The organism is Nitrobacter sp. (assembly GCF_051535215.1).
GTDB lineage: Bacteria > Pseudomonadota > Alphaproteobacteria > Rhizobiales > Xanthobacteraceae > Nitrobacter.
On sequence record NZ_JBPPLY010000016.1, the window covers coordinates 21,893 to 37,666 of the forward strand.

Sequence of the window (15,774 nt, forward strand, 5' to 3'; positions counted from 1 at the left end):
GGGCCGAGCGTCACGATCGCCTTCGCATCTGGAAGCCGGAGACCCCCCACAGGACGAAGTCGCGCGGAAACAGCCGAAGCAAGAACGGCACGATCTTGATACCAAGACCAGGCAGCACAGCCCTCTTGTTGGCCATCAGCGCGCGGTAGCCATCCGCGGCGACGTCCTTTGCGGACACATTGAGGATCGCGGAATCAAAGCCCGGCTTGAGTCCCGCCCGCGCCTGAAATCCGGACGGCACCGGACCCGGGCAGATCACCGTGACCCGGACGCCGAGCGGTCCCAGTTCGCCGCGCAGTGCCTCGCTGAACGACAGGACGAAGGCTTTGGTTGCGTAATAGACCGCCATGCCGGGGCCCGGCAAAAATCCTCCGATCGATCCGACGTTGAGAATGCCGCCGCGCAGCCGGATCACGTTCGGCACGAAACGTAACGTCAGATCCGTCAGCGCCCGGATGTTGAGGTCGATCATCGCGAGCTGATCGGCGCGGTCCAGTTCCGCAGCCCGGCCGAACAATCCATACCCGGCATTGTTCACCAGATACTTGACCTCGACGCTCTCGGCGGTGAGCGCGGCCGCGATCCGCTCGGCCGCATCCGCCTCGCCGAGATCACAGGGGATCACGATCGGCGACATGCGGCCCGATGCGGTGATTTCAGCGGCAAGCGCATTGAGGCGATCGGCGCGCCGGGCGACCAGAGCCACCCTGTGCCCATGCGCGGAGAAGACCCGCGCGAACTCGGCGCCGATCCCCGAGGACGCGCCTGTTATCAATGTCACCGGGTTGATCACGATCCACGCTCTTGAAATGACTGGGAATAAAATACGGCCGGAGAGCGCCCGTTTCAGCATGGAGCGACGCGGTGTTCAACATGCTGGCGCGAGGTTCGCTTCGAATATTCCGCTTTACATTTGCGACCGGAAACTAAGGACAAGCCGGGCACTCTGGCGGTTCACACCACCGGACAGCTCAATTTGGCTGGCCTGCCGCAGACCGTTTGCCGACGCGGTGCTTGAGCTCGATGCGATCGCGCGAGGAAACCGCCAGCAGATCGGCCGCGCGCCACACCACGTTTTCTTCGAATTCGCTGACGTGACCGTCCGCGTAAACCAGTTCCCACATCATTTCGACGATGCGCAACCGGTCCTCGTCATTCAGCGATCGCATGATCACGCTGGTGAAATGATAGAGGTCGACCGCCTCGCCCTCGACCAGCGTCGCCGCTTCGATCAACTTGTCGGCGGTGCCGGGATCGAGTTCAAAACGGGTTTCGATCAGTTCGTGCAGCTTGCGAAGTTCAACTTCGGAAGGAGCGCCGTCGAGCGAGATGATATGGACGAACAGCGCAGTCGCTGCGAGCTTGCATCCTGTTTCGTCGAACACCCGATGTTCCGGCGTTTCGGATGACACAACGTCGGCGATGAAATGGCGAAGTCTATCGAGCATCGGTCCGTCTGTCGCAATGTTTGGCGTAATGTCTGGAATGTCGCGCGACCGCGTTCATTAGTCCGGAAGTCAACCAAGAAGCTTCCGCCGGAGTTCCCCGCGAAAGGATTACGTTTCGGCAAGCCACCGACCTGGAGCCTACTCGCCGTGCTCGGTCAATGTCCTGGCGCACCTCTTGCTGAGCTTGGCGCGGTGTTCCTTCAAGCACGCCAGAACGACCATATCGCCGTCGTTCATCTTGGATCGGCAATACCGCGCCACATCGCGCGCGCAGTCGGAATGGTGTTTCTCCGCGGCACCTTGCGCCGATGCGACAGCGGTCATTCCGAGCAAAGAAAGAAGTGAGAGAATGGCGGGGAGACGGGTCATCGGCGCTCCATCGGGCGGTGAATCTGTATGCTTCTTGCAAAAAACAGGCGGCGATCCTCTGATGAACGTGGTCGAATCCAGTCTCTAAGACGGAAGCAATTCCTCTCCTGAAATAACCTTCTCTACCGCCGCAATACCGCAATTGGCCAATTGTATTTTGTGCCTGACCCCCGAACGCCGGGCGACGATCATGGCGTGTGCCGCGTCCTGCCGCAGTTCTGCACGCCGGGCCGCGTGTCCCGAGAATGTCAGGTAGCGCATCACGATGTCGAGCGCCTCGCTCAAAACAGCCGGGTCTACGTCCAGGGGCCAAAGGTACGGCAACATCACACGCTCCTCATCACACACGGTGTAGAAAGCATCTACAACCTGAAGGGTTCCAGAAACTAACCGGGACAGGGACTTTTGGCTACGTGAAAGCTTCAGGATTCTCGGTGAGGTATTCAATCCACAGCCGCTCCATCATTCGCTCCACTTCCTGTGGCTCGTATTCTTCTCCGTTCTTCAAGACTTTCCCCATCTCGCCTTTATAGATCGTGCCGGAGTTGGGACGGTTGAAATGCGGCGTGAACGTCGCACCGGTGGGGACATGCGTTATGCCCTCCGTGGTCACAACGAATTGGTCGGGCGTTACAGGTGTGGCCATGTGCATCTCGTCGAGCGCCGTTTCTCCGTGAAGCTCAAGATCAACGTGCGCGCGTCATCTCCTTGCTTTCTGGCCGACTGAGCGGGGAATTCGAACGAGCAAGCCTCATGCGGTAGGCGCGTCTGCTTTTCGCATGGTTTCCCGGTAGTTTCCGCGACGAGAGCGAGGGCTGTCCAATCCCAGCGGGGCTTTACAAATTTAGTCAGCATTTTCAGCGATATGGTTGGTGCCGCTTGCGTGACTCGAACACGCGACCCCATCATTACGAATGATGTGCTCTACCAACTGAGCTAAAGCGGCCTAACCCCTCACATAAGCCATGCTGGACATGAGTCATGCCAGGGTCATTGCGGCGCGGCCGGCAACATTCGGGCGCGCCTCACTCTGATTATCGGGCGCTGTCCCCCTTTGCAAGAACCTGCAGCCGCGCCTTCCGACAAATATCGCCGCTCAACAACCGTCAGGTGCTCCGACGCGACAGGAGGCCGCGCAACCCTCCGGCCTGGCGCGCGGCCGGAGTGTTTTCCTCAGCAAATTCGTTGCTTTGCTGATCTTCATCGACTCCCGGATCGTCGGGAGCGCGAACGATCGGAATCACCGCGGGAATGTCGGATGCGCCGGTCCTGTCCGAGTCCGCTTGGGCACGGAAGCTCGGCGATGGCTCGGCCTCGACTACTGATGGTGATGGTTCGACCGCGACAACCGGCGTGACGCCGTCCTGAGCGGCGGCGCCCGGAGACGCCGGAGGCAACGCTTCGACGCGCGGCGCTTCGCCAGCAATCTGGTCCGGAAGTCCCGCCTCGACCAAAGCGGGCCTGCTCGAGGGCAGAGCCGCCAGCGGGGTCTGCCACTGAAAGGCATCGAGCCGTCCGGTCACCGGCGAGACCGGTCGCCAGTGGTCCGACACGTACCCGTCCGCGGTCCAGACCGGATCGTGCAGGGCACGTACCGCGCGCAGCGTCCAGGCGCGGGCGCGGCCGCTATCGCCGTGTTCGTTGTGCTCGATTTCGGCCATCAACATCGCAACGCGTTGTGTCGGCGCCGCAATCAGCGGCTCCAGCGCAGCGCGGGCGCGCGCGAATTCGCTGGCGTCGATCGCCGCGCGCGCAATGGCCATCGCGCCTTCGGGATGACCCGGCGCTTTTTCCGCCAGCGTCTCGATCCGCGCCAGTCGCTCCCGCGCCGAATCGCCGGGCGTGACGTGAGCATAGGCATCGGCGAGATCAGGGTGCGGCTGCGCCAGCCACGCGGTTTCGATCATCCGCATCGCACGCCGCATCTGGTTCGCTTCGCTCAGATACCGGCTCGCAAGCACCACGGCCGGAACCAGCGTCGGCGCGAATTTCACCGCCTCCATCACGGCATTGCGGGACGCGTCGCGATCCGACTGTTCAAGCTCCAGCGCCCGCGCGGTCAGCAGCACGCCGCGCTGACGGCGATACAGCGCCTTGTCGATCAGTCCCGAGGCGACGCTCTTGTCGAGGATGGCCAGCGCGCCGGTCCAGTCGGCGGCCGCGCAGCGATAGCCGAGCGCAGCTTGCGAGGCCCACGTCGACGACGGCGAGACCTTGAGCGCTTCCTCGGCGATCGCCACGGCGGCCGCGCGATCGTCGGCACGCTGGGCCTCGATGAAAAGCCCGCGCAGGCCCAGCAACCGCGTATCCGCCCGTTCGGCCATGGTGCGGAAGGCGCGCTGCGCCCGGTCCGCATTGCCGTCAAGCTGCGCGGACTGCGCATGCAGCAGCAGCGTCAACGGATCGCGCGACACCAGCCGCCGGGCAACCTTGGCATGAGATCGCGCAGCCGCGGCATCACCCTGACCGATCGCAAGAAGCCCTCGGGTAACCGCCTCCCGGCCACGCGCGTTCCGGCGTTCCCGCCGCGCACGCCGCAGGCGCTTCGGCGCGAGCCACAGGCCCCGCACGATGCTCCACAACAGAACGGAGGCCACGACAAGCACGCCCAGCCCAAGCACGAAAGCCGGTACCGTGGCCTCGATCCGCCAGATGTCCCACGACATCACGATCGTGCCGGTCTGATCGGCAACCCAGGTGGCGCCCAGCGCCGCCAGTGCAATTAGAATGAGGAAAAGGATAATGCGGAACATCTGAAACCTATGGCGCTGGTTTGGTCAGCGCCGCCATCGCATCGGCTGCGAATTGACGCGACGCGGCAAGAGCGGCATCGCGTGCGTCGACCCTGGCGATCCAGGGATCGGCGGCGGTGCGATCAGCCGCAGGAAGTGAATTCAATTCTGCCTTCGCGGCGGCGACGTCGTTTTGCCGCGCCGATGCGGCGATGCGCTCAACGATGGCGCTGGCGGCTTCCGTGTGCGGACCATCGATGCGTTCGATGTGCACCATACGCGCTGCGCCTTGCTGAATCCGGTCCACGATGCTGCCGGTCGTCGCCATGACCGGCGTCGGCGCCGGCGCGATCTTCGGCACGATGGCAAGCAACTCGCGAGACAGCACGTTCGCGCTCGGTACGCCCGAGTCCGCAAACACCTCCAGCGACTTCAACGTGCCGGGATCGGCGATCAGGGCCTTCGAAGCCGTCAGCAGATCGCCATAGGGTTGCCCCTGGCGTACCGCCGCATTGAGCAGCGTCGCGGCCATCGCCCGGCGAAGCGGCACATCGTCGACCGAAGCCGGCTCATGCTTGGACGCTCCGGCGTTCAGGGTTTGCGTGGTCTGTTCGACCTGATGCTCGACCTGGGCAAGCCGCGCGCTGATGGCCGCAAGATCAGACGCGTCATCCGCGGCGTGCGGCGCGGCCTCCCCGTCCGCATCGTGCGGCACCGCCGCGCCCTCCTTCAGCCCCGCGGCCAGCTTGTCGGATTGACCGCGAACGGCATCCAACTCACCGCGTAGGGATGCAACGGATTTTTCCAGTGCGTCGATGCGCGTCATGGCGGCCGGATCGGGCGCCGGGGCAGCCTGTTTGCCGGCTTTGGACTCGACGCTGGCTACCCGGTTCGAAAGATCACCGAATTGCTCCTGACTGACTTGCGGCGCCGAAGCGAAGAACGATAGCGGCAAGTCCGCCAGCCACGCGCCAGCGATCACGAACCCGGCCGCGACCGCGCCGCCGAGCGCGCCAAGTACGGCCGACAAGGCGCGGGAGCGCCGAGGCGCAGCAACCGGTTGTTCGGAAACAGGCTGCTGATCGCCGATCGCGCCGTCCCTATCGGCGGCCTCCGACGTTCGATTGGCTTCGAGGTCTGCGGCAGACGAGTGGTTGTGCCAGCCCTCCTCCTGCGTCGTGTTATCGTGCCTGCTGTCGGCGGCTCCGTCCGAAAGACCTTGATCCACCCCCTTGGCGCTTTCAGTCGTTTCAACGTCCGTAGCAGGCGAGTGCTTCTGCGAGCTCCCTTCCTGCGACGCGTCATCGTGCCTGTCATCTGCCATCGTCACGGTTCCCCATTGCGGCGACACATCAGTATCAGATCAAGACCCCTCTCCCCCTATTACCCCGATTACGGTCGCAACGCACCAACTACCGCGCCGGCGGCCGCACCGCACAATTCACCGCGATGAGGGCTGCAACGCGCCATCGAGCGCCTCCAATACCGCATTTTCGGCCGGGGCGCTCGCCACCACCACATGAGGAGCACCAGCATCGCGCAGAATTGAGGCCACAGCTCCGGAGATACAGCATTGCGGAATCGCCAAAGCCGATATTTCGACTCCACCGACGCGAACGGCATCCAGAAATGCGCGGGCGCTGCGTCGCGAGTAGTGCAGCACCGCCGAAATCTGGTGGGCGGCAAATGCATCGCAGACGTCGCGGGCGAGATTCGGCACCGGCGCCATCCGGTAGCAGATCGCCGTCACCACGGCCAAACCGCGCGTTCCCAGTTCTGCGGCGAGATCGCATGCCCGGTCGGCCGCTGCAAGATAAAGTATTTTGGCCCCCTTCGGCAGGGTTTTGGCGCGAACGCTCTTGATGATGAGTTCGCGCAATGCAATCGCGTCACCGCCCGCCGCGGCCACGTTCTGAAAGCCGGCATCACGCGCCGCTTCCGCGGTATGCCGGCCGACCGCGAACACGGCCAGCCTCTGCAGCGACCCTCTGCCCGGATGGGCGGCGAGCGCGCGCAGCGCGTTGGCGCTGGTCACGATGACGGCATCATAACCTGCGTCCGGATCGATCTCGAACGGGACCGCTTCGAAACGCAGCACCGGCGACAGCAGAACCTCGAGCCCTTTCGCACGGAGTGCCGCGGCCGTGGTCTCGTTGTCCGGTTCAGGCCGTGTGACGAGAACCGCCAACGCCCTATGCTCCGGCGAACAGCGTGAAGAATTTCTCCCCGGCCCGATCACGCAGTTCACGCGCAGCATCCGCCCCGAGCGCGATTGCGTCGGCACGAGCGCCCTCGCGCGTGGTCTCGTAGGACTCCTTGCCGTCGGGAGAAATGATGAGACCGCGGAAGTGAATGCGGTCGCCGTTGACACGACAATGGCCGCCGATCGGCGTGCGGCAGGAGCCGTCGAGCAGCGCCAGGAAGCTCCGCTCGGCGCTAAGCGCAACTTCCGTCTCCGAATCGCCGATCGCCTTGACGAAGGAATTGATGCGGTCATCGTCACGGCGCGACTCGATCGCGATGGCGCCCTGCCCCACCGCGGGCAGGAATTCGTCGACTTCCAGAACCCGCGTCGCCTTGTCCCGCAGCCCGAGGCGATTGAGGCCGGCCAGCGCCAGCAGCGTGGCGTCGGCCTCTCCCGCGGCAATCTTGCGCAAGCGCGTCTCGACATTGCCCCGCAACGAATTGACCTTGAGATCAGGACGCAGCCGCAGCACCATGGCCTGCCGTCGCAGCGATGCGGTCCCGACCGTCGCGCCCGCCGGCAGATCGTTCAATGAACCGGCGTGCGGACTGATGAAGACGTCGCGCACGTCCTCGCGCGGCAGAAACGCCGGCAGCCAGGTGGCGTCAGGCAGAAACGTCGGCACGTCCTTGGACGAATGCACCGCGAAGTCGATGGAGCCAGCCAGCAGGGCTTCCTCGATCTCCTTGGTAAAGAGACCCTTGCCGCCGACATCGAACAGCGGACGATCCTGAATCGCATCGCCCGAGGTACGGATGGTCTTGATGACAATCCGCTCGGGCTCAACCTGATGCGCCCGCGCCAGCCGGTTACGCACCTCGTGGGCCTGCGCCAGCGCCAGCGGGCTGCCGCGAGTACCGATCGTCGCCAATATGTCTGTCTCACCCGAGGATTGCACGCCAGGACCTCATAATGTTCCACCGTCAAGATAAGGGAAACGCTGGTTTTCCGCATAACGCAAGACCAATATCTATAGCGTTTTCGCGCTAAGTGGGTACCGGCTCGCGTCAAGAAACCGCGTCAAAACAAAATCATAGAGCCTCGCTTCTGATTTTATCTAAAGGCGAAAGCTCTCCTGGTCCAAGTCCAGCACCCTCACTTCCTTGCGGCAGAAGCACTTTTAAAGCTGGAATCAGGGGACAGATTCTGAATTTGACATCAGCTTGACGGGTTTGCTGCAAAGTGGGTAGCGAGTGTCAAAGTCACCCCCGCTGGATATGATATACCGATGCTGGTGCTAGGGATCGAGACCACCTGCGACGAAACCGCAGCCGCCGTGGTCGAGCGCCACGCGTACGGAAGCGCGCGGATTCTTTCCAACGTCGTGCGCTCGCAGACCGGAGAACACGCCCCCTATGGCGGCGTGGTTCCGGAGATCGCGGCGCGCGCCCATGTCGATCTGCTCGACGGCATCGCTGCCCAAGCCATGAAGGAGTCCGGGATCGACTTTCCCCAGCTTTCAGGGGTGGCAGCCGCCGCCGGACCGGGGCTGATCGGCGGCGTAATTGTCGGTCTGACCACGGCCAAGGCGATCGCGCTCGTTCACCGGACGCCGCTGATCGCGGTCAACCACCTGGAAGCCCACGCGCTGACGCCGCGGCTGACCGGCCGACTCGAATTTCCCTATTGCCTGTTCCTCGCCTCCGGCGGCCATACCCAGATCGTCGCGGTGCTCGGCGTCGGCAATTACGTACGGCTCGGCACCACGGTCGATGACGCCATGGGCGAAGCTTTCGACAAGGTGGCGAAGATGCTCGGTCTGCCCTATCCCGGCGGCCCGCAGGTCGAGCGCGCCGCGACGGGCGGAGACGCCACGCGATTCAACTTTCCTAGACCGATGCTCGGACGCCCCGACGCCAACTTCTCGCTCTCCGGCCTGAAAACCGCCGTACGCAACGAAGCCGCCCGCATCGACCCGCTGCAGCCGCAGGATATCAGCGATCTCTGCGCCGGATTCCAGGCCGCAGTGCTGGAGGCGACGGCCGACCGGCTCAGCGTCGGCCTCAAATTGTTTGAGGAGCGGTTCGGTGCGCCGCGCGCGCTGGTCGCGGCCGGTGGCGTCGCCGCCAATCAAGCGATCCGACACGCACTCGAGGGCGTTGCGGCCCGCGCGCGGATTCCGCTCATCATCCCTCCGCCGGCCCTGTGCACCGACAACGGCGCCATGATTGCGTGGGCCGGCGCCGAACGGCTGGCGGCTGGCTTGACCGACAGCCTCGAGGCCCCGCCGCGCGCGCGCTGGCTGCTGGATGCCGAGGCGCAAGCGCCTGCCGGCTTCGCCAACACCCGCGCCGGTTTTTGAAGACGGTATCGCGATGGGACCGTTCAACCGCGTTTGCGTGATCGGCGCAGGAGCCTGGGGCACCGCGCTCGCCGGTGTCGCCGCGCGGGCGGGTCGGGAGGTGACACTTTATGCGCGCGATGCTGCGATCGCCGCGGCGATCTCCGCGACGCGGGACAACCCGCGGCTGTCCGGCATTGCGCTCGACCCCGGCATCGCCGTGACCGGCGACATCGCCGCTGCCGGCCGCGCCGACGTCATCGTGGTCGCGGTCCCCGCGCAGAATTCGCGCATGGCAATTGCGGCGCTGGCGCCGCATCTGGCTGCCGGAACGCCCGTCATCGCCAGCGCCAAGGGCATCGAGCATGGCACGCGGCGCTTCATGACCGAGGTGATCGAGGAGGCCGCGCCTCAGGCCGTTCCCGCGATCCTGTCCGGACCAAGTTTTGCCGACGACGTGGCGCGGGGACTGCCGACCGCGGTGACGCTGGCGGCGAAAGACGAAGCCATGGCGGTCGCGCTGGTCCAGGCGCTCGGCTCAAAGACCTTCCGGCCCTATCACACCACCGATATTCGCGGCGTCGAAATCGGCGGCGCGGCTAAGAATGTGCTCGCGATTGCTGCAGGCATCGTCGCGGGCCGGCGGTTGGGAGCTTCGGCGCTGGCGGCGCTGACGACCCGGGCCTTCACTGAGCTGATGCGTCTCGGGCTTGCCTGCGGCGCACGGGCCGAGACCATCTCCGGGCTGGCAGGACTGGGCGATCTGATCCTGAGCTGCTCCAGTCCGCAGTCGCGCAATTTCTCGCTTGGCGTCGCGCTCGGCCGCGGCGAGCCGTTCCCGCGCGAAAAACTCAGCGAAGGCGAATTCACCGCGCCCGTGCTGGCCGAACTGGCGGCGGCCAACGAAATCGACATACCGCTCGCACAGGCGGTCGCGGCCATTCTCGCCGGCCGATTGACGGTCGACGAGGCCATCGACAATCTGCTGACGCGGCCGTTCCGGGCGGAGGGATAGTCATGGCGTACTGGCTGGTGAAATCTGAACCTTCGGCGTGGTCGTGGGAGCAGCAGGTGGCGAAGGGCGCCAAGGGCGAGGCCTGGACCGGCGTGCGCAACTTCACGGCGCGGCAGAACCTCGTCGCCATGAAAAAGGGCGACCTGGCCTTCTTCTATCATTCCAATGAAGGCAGGGAGATCGTCGGCATCGCCGAAATCATCCGCGAGGCCTATCCCGATCCCACTGATGAGACCGGCAAGTTCGTCTGCGTCGACATCAAGGCAGACAAGCCGCTGAAGACGCCGGTCACGATCGCCGCCATCAAGGCCGACAAGCGTCTGGCCGACATGGCGCTGGTGAAATACTCGCGGCTCTCGGTGCAGCCTGTGACGGCGGCGGAATGGAAGCTCGTCTGCAAGATGGGCGGGCTGTAAGCGAGGCTGATGTCGCGCGAGCTGATCCCGCTACCTGCTTGCACGCGCCAACGCCGACCGGAGAGCGCTATCCACTGACAGCGATACCACGCTTTTTCCACCCGGGATCGGTTGCCGCATGGTCCGGCATGGCAGCTATGCAAGCTGTTCGCCATGTGGGTTGGGAAACCGGTCAGGAAGCCCGAAAGCGCAATCCGTCAGATCGCATGGCCCTTCTTGCGCAATTCCTCGATCATCCGCGTTCGTATCTCGCTGGCGACCGATCGGCCAAACTGCTGGCCGACCGCCATAGTCTGCTGGGCCAATAGCGGCGTTTTCTGAAGAAATTTTTGACCGACCGGCGTCTTGTAGAAAACAATCAGCGCGCGCAGATCGTCCGCCGTGAAATTGCTGGCATAAACCTTGACCACCGCGTCGGACAATTCGTCCATGCGGCTTTGGAAGCTCTGCAGCAGCAGAGGTATCATGGCGTCATAATCACGCTCGACATTGGCGCGACCCTGCACGATTGCGGGCTTCAGCGTCGTCATGATCGTCGGCATCAAGCTATTGAATTGTTCGCCGAGCTTGATGGTGGCCACCAGTTCCTTTGCGGCGGCTATGGATTCCGGCGACAGGCTTTCCGCTCGCGCGGGCATCGGCGTGAGCCATATCGCGGCCAAAGCGAGGAGGCACCCGATGCGAGACAGATACTTCCACATCCTTGATTTCCTTCAAAACGCTGCGTGCATCGAGAATATACCCGCAGAATCGTCCTGCTGCGACAAACCGTGCGATCCCGACCAAGGTGGCACGCCCTTGCCCCTTGCCGAGCCCGAGGGCTGCGACGCATAATACCTTCAAGAACTAAAGCAGAACTTGGCGCAAATGCGCGGAGTTTGAGTGGAGGGACAGATGTCCGACAAAATTTATGAGGTAAGCGCGGATTGGGCCAAGCGGGCCTGGATCGACGAAGCCAAATATCGCGAGATGTATGCGCGCTCAATCAAGGATCCGAACGGATTCTGGTCCGAGGCGGCCAGTCGCGTGGACTGGATCAAGCCGTTCACCAAGGTCGAGAACACCTCGTTCGAGCTCGGCAAGGTCTCGATCAAATGGTTCGAGGATGGCGTTCTCAACGCCGCCTACAACTGCATCGACCGGCATCTGGAAAAACGCGGCGACCAGACTGCAATCATCTGGGAGGGCGACGATCCTTCGCAGTCGAGGCACATCACCTATCGCGAACTGCACGACGAAGTCTGCAAGATGGCCAACATCCTGCGGCTGCGCAATGTCAAGAAAGGCGATCGCGTCACCATCTATCTGCCGATGATTCCGGAAGCCGCGTATGCGATCCTCGCCTGCGCCCGGATCGGCGCGATCCATTCGGTGGTGTTCGGCGGCTTCTCGCCGGATTCAATCGCCGGCCGCCTGCGCGATTGCAAATCCCGCGTGGTCATCACCTCCGACGAGGGCCTGCGCGGCGGACGCACCATCGCGATGAAGGCCAACGTCGATGCCGCGATCGAGAAGGTCAACGGCGAGGTCGACTGGGTGATCGTCGTCAAGCGCACCGGCGGCAAAGTCAACATGGATCCGACGCGTGACGTCTGGTATCACGAGGCCGCAGCCGTTGTCGAAGCCGAATGCCCGTGCGAGCCGATGAACGCGGAAGACCCGCTGTTCATTCTCTACACCTCGGGCTCGACCGGACAGCCCAAGGGCGTGCTGCACACCACCGCCGGCTATCTGATCTTCGTGTCGATGACGCATCAATACGTGTTCGATTATCACGACGGCGACATCTACTGGTGCACCGCCGACGTCGGCTGGGTTACCGGCCACAGCTACATTCTCTACGGACCGCTGGCGAACGGCGCGACCACGATAATGTTCGAGGGCGTGCCGAACTATCCGGACAATTCGCGGTTCTGGAGCGTGATCGACAAGCACAAGGTCAACATCTTCTACACCGCGCCGACCGCGATCCGCGCATTGATGCAGGCGGGCGACGAGCCGGTGAAAAAGACCTCCCGCGCGAGCCTGCGCCTGCTCGGCTCGGTCGGCGAGCCGATCAATCCCGAAGCCTGGGAATGGTACCACCGCGTGGTCGGCGACAGCCGCTGCCCGGTGGTCGACACCTGGTGGCAGACCGAGACCGGCGGCATCATGATTTCGGCACTGCCGGGCGCCATCGCGCAGAAGCCGGGCTCGGCGACCAAGCCGTTCTTCGGTATCGTTCCCGAGATCGTCGATGCCGAGGGCAAGGTGCTGGAAGGCGAATGCAGCGGCAACCTGTGCATCGCGAGATCCTGGCCGGGCCAGGTGCGGACGGTCTATGGCGACCACGCTCGTTTTGAGCAGACTTACTTCTCCTCCTACAAGGGCAAGTATTTTTCCGGCGACGGCTGCCGGCGCGACGCCGACGGCTACTACTGGATCACCGGCCGCGTCGACGATGTCATCAACGTCTCCGGCCACCGCATGGGCACGGCGGAAGTCGAAAGCTCGCTGGTCGCGCATGAGAGCGTGTCGGAAGCCGCCGTGGTCGGCTATCCCCACAACATCAAGGGCCAGGGCATCTATGCCTATGTCACGCTGATGGCGGGCGTAGAGCCGAGCGAGACGCTGCGCAAGGAACTGGTCGCCTGGGTACGCAAGGACATCGGCCCGATCGCTTCACCCGACCTGATCCAGTTCGCGCCGGGCCTGCCCAAAACCCGCTCCGGCAAGATCATGCGCCGCATCCTGCGCAAGATCGCCGAGGACGAGCCGTCGAGCCTCGGCGACACCACGACGCTGGCAGATCCCGGTGTCGTCGCCGATCTCGTCAAGAACCGTCAGAACAAGAAGGACGGCGCCGCGGCGTAGCTCGACCGGCATCCGACATACCTCCCCGCGTTCCGCGGGGAGGCGACCGGGATCACTGGCTCGCCCACACGATCCGGGCGATCCATTCCACGTCGGATGCGGCCAGCGTGCGATTGGCGTGGCTCGGATTGAGCGATTGCAGTTCGATCATCTTCGCGGTCCGGCGCTTGAGTTCCTTCACCATCACCTCGCCGTCCCTGGTCTTCACCACCACGCGGTCGCCGCGCCGGATCGGCGTGCCCGGCGAGACCACGATGACGTCGCCGTCGCGGTAGGCAGGCTTCATCGAGTCGCCGGATATCTCCAGCGCATAGGCGTGCTCGTCGTTGACGCAGGGAAGACCCACCTCGTCCCACCCCTTGCCGACAGGAAAGCCGCCATCGTCAAAATAGCCGCCCGCGCCGGCCTCGGCGAAGCCGAGCAGCGGCACCGCCTGCGCGGCGCGTGCCGTGTCCTCGATGAACTGCACGAAGGTGTCGATCGCGGTATCGGTGGCGGCGAGCGCCTTGGCGACCGATTCGGTTGAGGGCCACCGCTCGCGGCCGTCGCTGGTGACGCGCTTGGATTTGTTGAAGGTGGTCGGGTCGAGCCCGGCCTTTCTCGCCAGGCCCGATGGCGACAGGCCGGCGCGTTGCGCAAGACGATCCAACGCCGACCAGATCTGGGCGTGTGTCAGCATGGCCATGTGGCGCGTCCTGATTTCCGCTCCCCGGGAGGGGTGAATTCTGTCTCCAACTAGGAATTATTACCTCAACTGACGCCAAGCCGCAATCCACCCCGAGTAAAAGGCGACCCTTGAAGTGCAAGCGGGCCGCCGATACGGTCACGCATGATCCGCTGCAATTTAAGCGAGCGGAAACAGCATCATGCGCTTTTTCAGTCCCATGGAAGCGCACTGACGGGCTCGGGGAACGCGTGCGCACGATCTACAAAATCTGTCCTGCTGCGGCATGGCGAGAGGCCGAGCGGCATGGCGTTTTTCGCGGCAGCGCCGACGACGTGCGCGACGGCTTTATTCATTTTTCCACCGCTTCCCAACTCGAAGGCACGGCCCGCAAACACTTCGCGGGCCAGACCGGGCTGCTCCTGATCGCGATCGATGCCGATGGGCTGGGCGAGGCGCTGCGCTGGGAAGTTTCGCGCGGCGGTGAGTCGTTTCCGCATCTCTACGGCGAACTCGATCTCCGCCACGTCACGGCGGTACAGGACATGCGCGCACGGCCCGACGGACATCACGAGATTCCGGAGCTAGCGCCGTGATCCGCGCCTTCGACAATTTCTCGCTGCCGCTCCTGCGCTGGTTCGATCCCGAGGACGCCCATCGCATGGCGATGCAGGGATTGCGGCTGCTGCCGCCGATACGCCAGCGCGCCGACGATCCGAAACTCGCGGTTCGTGCCTTCGGTCTGAATTTTCCCAACCCGATCGGCATGGCCCCCGGCTTTGACAAGAACGCCGAGGTTCCCGACGCGCTGCTGAAACTGGGATTCGGCTTCGTCGAGGTCGGTACCGTGACGCCGCGGCCCCAGCCCGGCAATCCGCGCCCGCGCGTGTTCCGGCTCGAACGCGACGAGGGCGTGATCAACCGCATGGGATTCAACAATGACGGCGCCCATGTCGTGCTGCGCCGGCTGGCGGCCCGCGCGCATGCCGGCGGCATCATCGGAGTCAACATCGGCGCCAACAAGGATTCGGCCAATCGCGTCGCCGATTATGTCAGGCTGATCGAAATCTTTGCGCCGGTGGCGAGCTACTTCACCGTCAACGTGTCGTCGCCCAATACGCCGGGCCTGCGCAACTTGCAGCAGGCTGACGCGCTCAACGAGTTGCTGGCGAAGGTGATCGACGCCCGCGAACGGGTCCGTCACAATGCCGGCGACACGCCGGTGCTGCTCAAGATCGCACCCGACCTGACGCTGGCAGAACTCGACGACGTCGTTCAGATCGCGCGCTCGCGCCGTATCGACGGCATGATCGTCGGCAACACCACGCTGGCGCGGCCATCGAGCTTGCGCGATCAATCGCGCGCGAAAGAACAAGGCGGGTTGTCCGGCCGGCCACTGTTCCGGCTATCGACCCGGATGGTGGCGGAAACCTATGTGCGCACCGAAGGCGCGTTCCCGCTGATCGGGGTCGGCGGCATCGACTCAGGGGGCGCCGCGCTGACCAAGATTCGCGCGGGCGCCACCCTGATCCAGCTTTATTCGGCGCTGGTCTACAAGGGACTGGGCCTGGTCGACGACATCAAGCGCGATCTGATGTCGACGCTGCTGCGGACGGGGCGCGACTCGCTGTCGGAAATCGTCGGAGCGGATGCCGCGGCGATCACGGCGGAAGACTGGCCGGCTTAGCCACATTTTTTTGATCGCGCATGATCTATCCGAAAACCGGCTTCCACCCCGGATCAGGTCCGTG

General features: G+C 64.0%; 17 protein-coding genes and 1 tRNA gene. 6 read left to right on the top strand and 12 right to left on the bottom strand.

Annotated features, from left to right (window positions below):
* Positions 1-10: 10 nt before the first annotated feature.
* The 10 genes from ACS3WB_RS13580 to hemC all read right to left on the bottom strand — a co-directional run bounded on the left by ACS3WB_RS13580 (position 11) and on the right by hemC (position 7,692).
* On the bottom strand, positions 11-793 hold the full coding sequence (locus ACS3WB_RS13580) for an SDR family NAD(P)-dependent oxidoreductase (protein WP_438276024.1): 783 nt from the start codon (positions 791-793) through the stop codon (positions 11-13).
* 178 nt (positions 794-971) lie between these two features.
* On the bottom strand, positions 972-1,448 hold the full coding sequence (locus tag ACS3WB_RS13585) for a TerB family tellurite resistance protein (RefSeq protein WP_438276025.1): 477 nt from the start codon (positions 1,446-1,448) through the stop codon (positions 972-974).
* Positions 1,449-1,586: 138 nt separating this feature from the next.
* On the bottom strand, positions 1,587-1,817 hold the full coding sequence (locus tag ACS3WB_RS13590) for a hypothetical protein (protein WP_438276026.1): 231 nt from the start codon (positions 1,815-1,817) through the stop codon (positions 1,587-1,589).
* A gap of 84 nt (positions 1,818-1,901) precedes the next feature.
* On the bottom strand, positions 1,902-2,144 hold the full coding sequence (locus ACS3WB_RS13595) for a hypothetical protein (RefSeq protein ID WP_438276027.1): 243 nt from the start codon (positions 2,142-2,144) through the stop codon (positions 1,902-1,904).
* An 82-nt stretch (positions 2,145-2,226) separates the two neighbouring features.
* Positions 2,227-2,463 (bottom strand): hypothetical protein, encoded by a 237-nt coding sequence (locus tag ACS3WB_RS13600; RefSeq protein WP_438276028.1) that lies wholly within the window; start codon positions 2,461-2,463, stop codon positions 2,227-2,229.
* A gap of 224 nt (positions 2,464-2,687) precedes the next feature.
* Positions 2,688-2,763: transfer RNA gene (locus ACS3WB_RS13605), tRNA-Thr, on the bottom strand.
* Between the two features lie 160 nt (positions 2,764-2,923).
* Positions 2,924-4,570 carry a heme biosynthesis protein HemY gene (locus tag ACS3WB_RS13610; RefSeq protein ID WP_438276029.1) on the bottom strand — a complete coding sequence of 549 codons (1,647 nt, stop codon included), beginning with the start codon at positions 4,568-4,570 and terminating at the stop codon, positions 2,924-2,926.
* A 7-nt stretch (positions 4,571-4,577) separates the two neighbouring features.
* The gene (locus ACS3WB_RS13615) at positions 4,578-5,873 is read right to left on the bottom strand and encodes a COG4223 family protein (RefSeq protein WP_438276030.1); all 1,296 of its coding nucleotides are present in this window, start codon (positions 5,871-5,873) and stop codon (positions 4,578-4,580) included.
* A 117-nt stretch (positions 5,874-5,990) separates the two neighbouring features.
* Positions 5,991-6,737, bottom strand: coding sequence for a uroporphyrinogen-III synthase (locus ACS3WB_RS13620; RefSeq protein ID WP_438276031.1), 747 nt, complete (start codon positions 6,735-6,737; stop codon positions 5,991-5,993).
* Positions 6,738-6,741: 4 nt separating this feature from the next.
* Positions 6,742-7,692 (bottom strand): hydroxymethylbilane synthase, encoded by a 951-nt coding sequence (hemC, locus tag ACS3WB_RS13625; protein ID WP_438276032.1) that lies wholly within the window; start codon positions 7,690-7,692, stop codon positions 6,742-6,744.
* 330 nt (positions 7,693-8,022) lie between these two features.
* Here hemC and tsaD point away from each other — a divergent pair, with 330 nt between their 5' ends.
* From tsaD to ACS3WB_RS13640, 3 genes are read left to right on the top strand one after another with little or no spacing between them, the layout of a single operon-like run.
* Positions 8,023-9,096 (top strand): tRNA (adenosine(37)-N6)-threonylcarbamoyltransferase complex transferase subunit TsaD, encoded by a 1,074-nt coding sequence (tsaD, locus tag ACS3WB_RS13630; protein ID WP_438276033.1) that lies wholly within the window; start codon positions 8,023-8,025, stop codon positions 9,094-9,096.
* 13 nt (positions 9,097-9,109) lie between these two features.
* The gene (locus ACS3WB_RS13635; RefSeq protein ID WP_438276034.1) at positions 9,110-10,090 is read left to right on the top strand and encodes an NAD(P)H-dependent glycerol-3-phosphate dehydrogenase; all 981 of its coding nucleotides are present in this window, start codon (positions 9,110-9,112) and stop codon (positions 10,088-10,090) included.
* 2 nt (positions 10,091-10,092) lie between these two features.
* Entirely contained in the window at positions 10,093-10,506 is a 414-nt protein-coding gene (locus ACS3WB_RS13640; protein ID WP_438276035.1) for an EVE domain-containing protein, read from the top strand.
* Between the two features lie 197 nt (positions 10,507-10,703).
* Here the strand turns inward: ACS3WB_RS13640 and ACS3WB_RS13645 are convergent, their stop codons facing one another.
* A complete protein-coding gene (locus tag ACS3WB_RS13645) occupies positions 10,704-11,207 on the bottom strand; it encodes a DUF2059 domain-containing protein (RefSeq protein ID WP_438276036.1) in 504 nt (167 codons plus the stop codon).
* 193 nt (positions 11,208-11,400) lie between these two features.
* Between ACS3WB_RS13645 and acs the strand changes: the two genes are divergently transcribed.
* Positions 11,401-13,359, top strand: coding sequence for an acetate--CoA ligase (gene acs, locus ACS3WB_RS13650; protein ID WP_438276037.1), 1,959 nt, complete (start codon positions 11,401-11,403; stop codon positions 13,357-13,359).
* Between the two features lie 52 nt (positions 13,360-13,411).
* Here acs and ACS3WB_RS13655 read toward each other — a convergent pair whose 3' ends face one another.
* Positions 13,412-14,038, bottom strand: coding sequence for a S24 family peptidase (locus tag ACS3WB_RS13655; RefSeq protein WP_438276063.1), 627 nt, complete (start codon positions 14,036-14,038; stop codon positions 13,412-13,414).
* A 236-nt stretch (positions 14,039-14,274) separates the two neighbouring features.
* Between ACS3WB_RS13655 and ACS3WB_RS13660 the strand changes: the two genes are divergently transcribed.
* Both ACS3WB_RS13660 and ACS3WB_RS13665 read left to right on the top strand, forming a co-directional pair.
* Positions 14,275-14,619 carry a DUF952 domain-containing protein gene (locus ACS3WB_RS13660; RefSeq protein ID WP_438276038.1) on the top strand — a complete coding sequence of 115 codons (345 nt, stop codon included), beginning with the start codon at positions 14,275-14,277 and terminating at the stop codon, positions 14,617-14,619.
* On the top strand, positions 14,616-15,710 hold the full coding sequence (locus tag ACS3WB_RS13665; protein WP_438276039.1) for a quinone-dependent dihydroorotate dehydrogenase: 1,095 nt from the start codon (positions 14,616-14,618) through the stop codon (positions 15,708-15,710). The genes ACS3WB_RS13660 and ACS3WB_RS13665 overlap by 4 nt, the downstream gene beginning before the upstream one ends.
* The last annotated feature ends 64 nt before the right edge of the window (positions 15,711-15,774 follow it).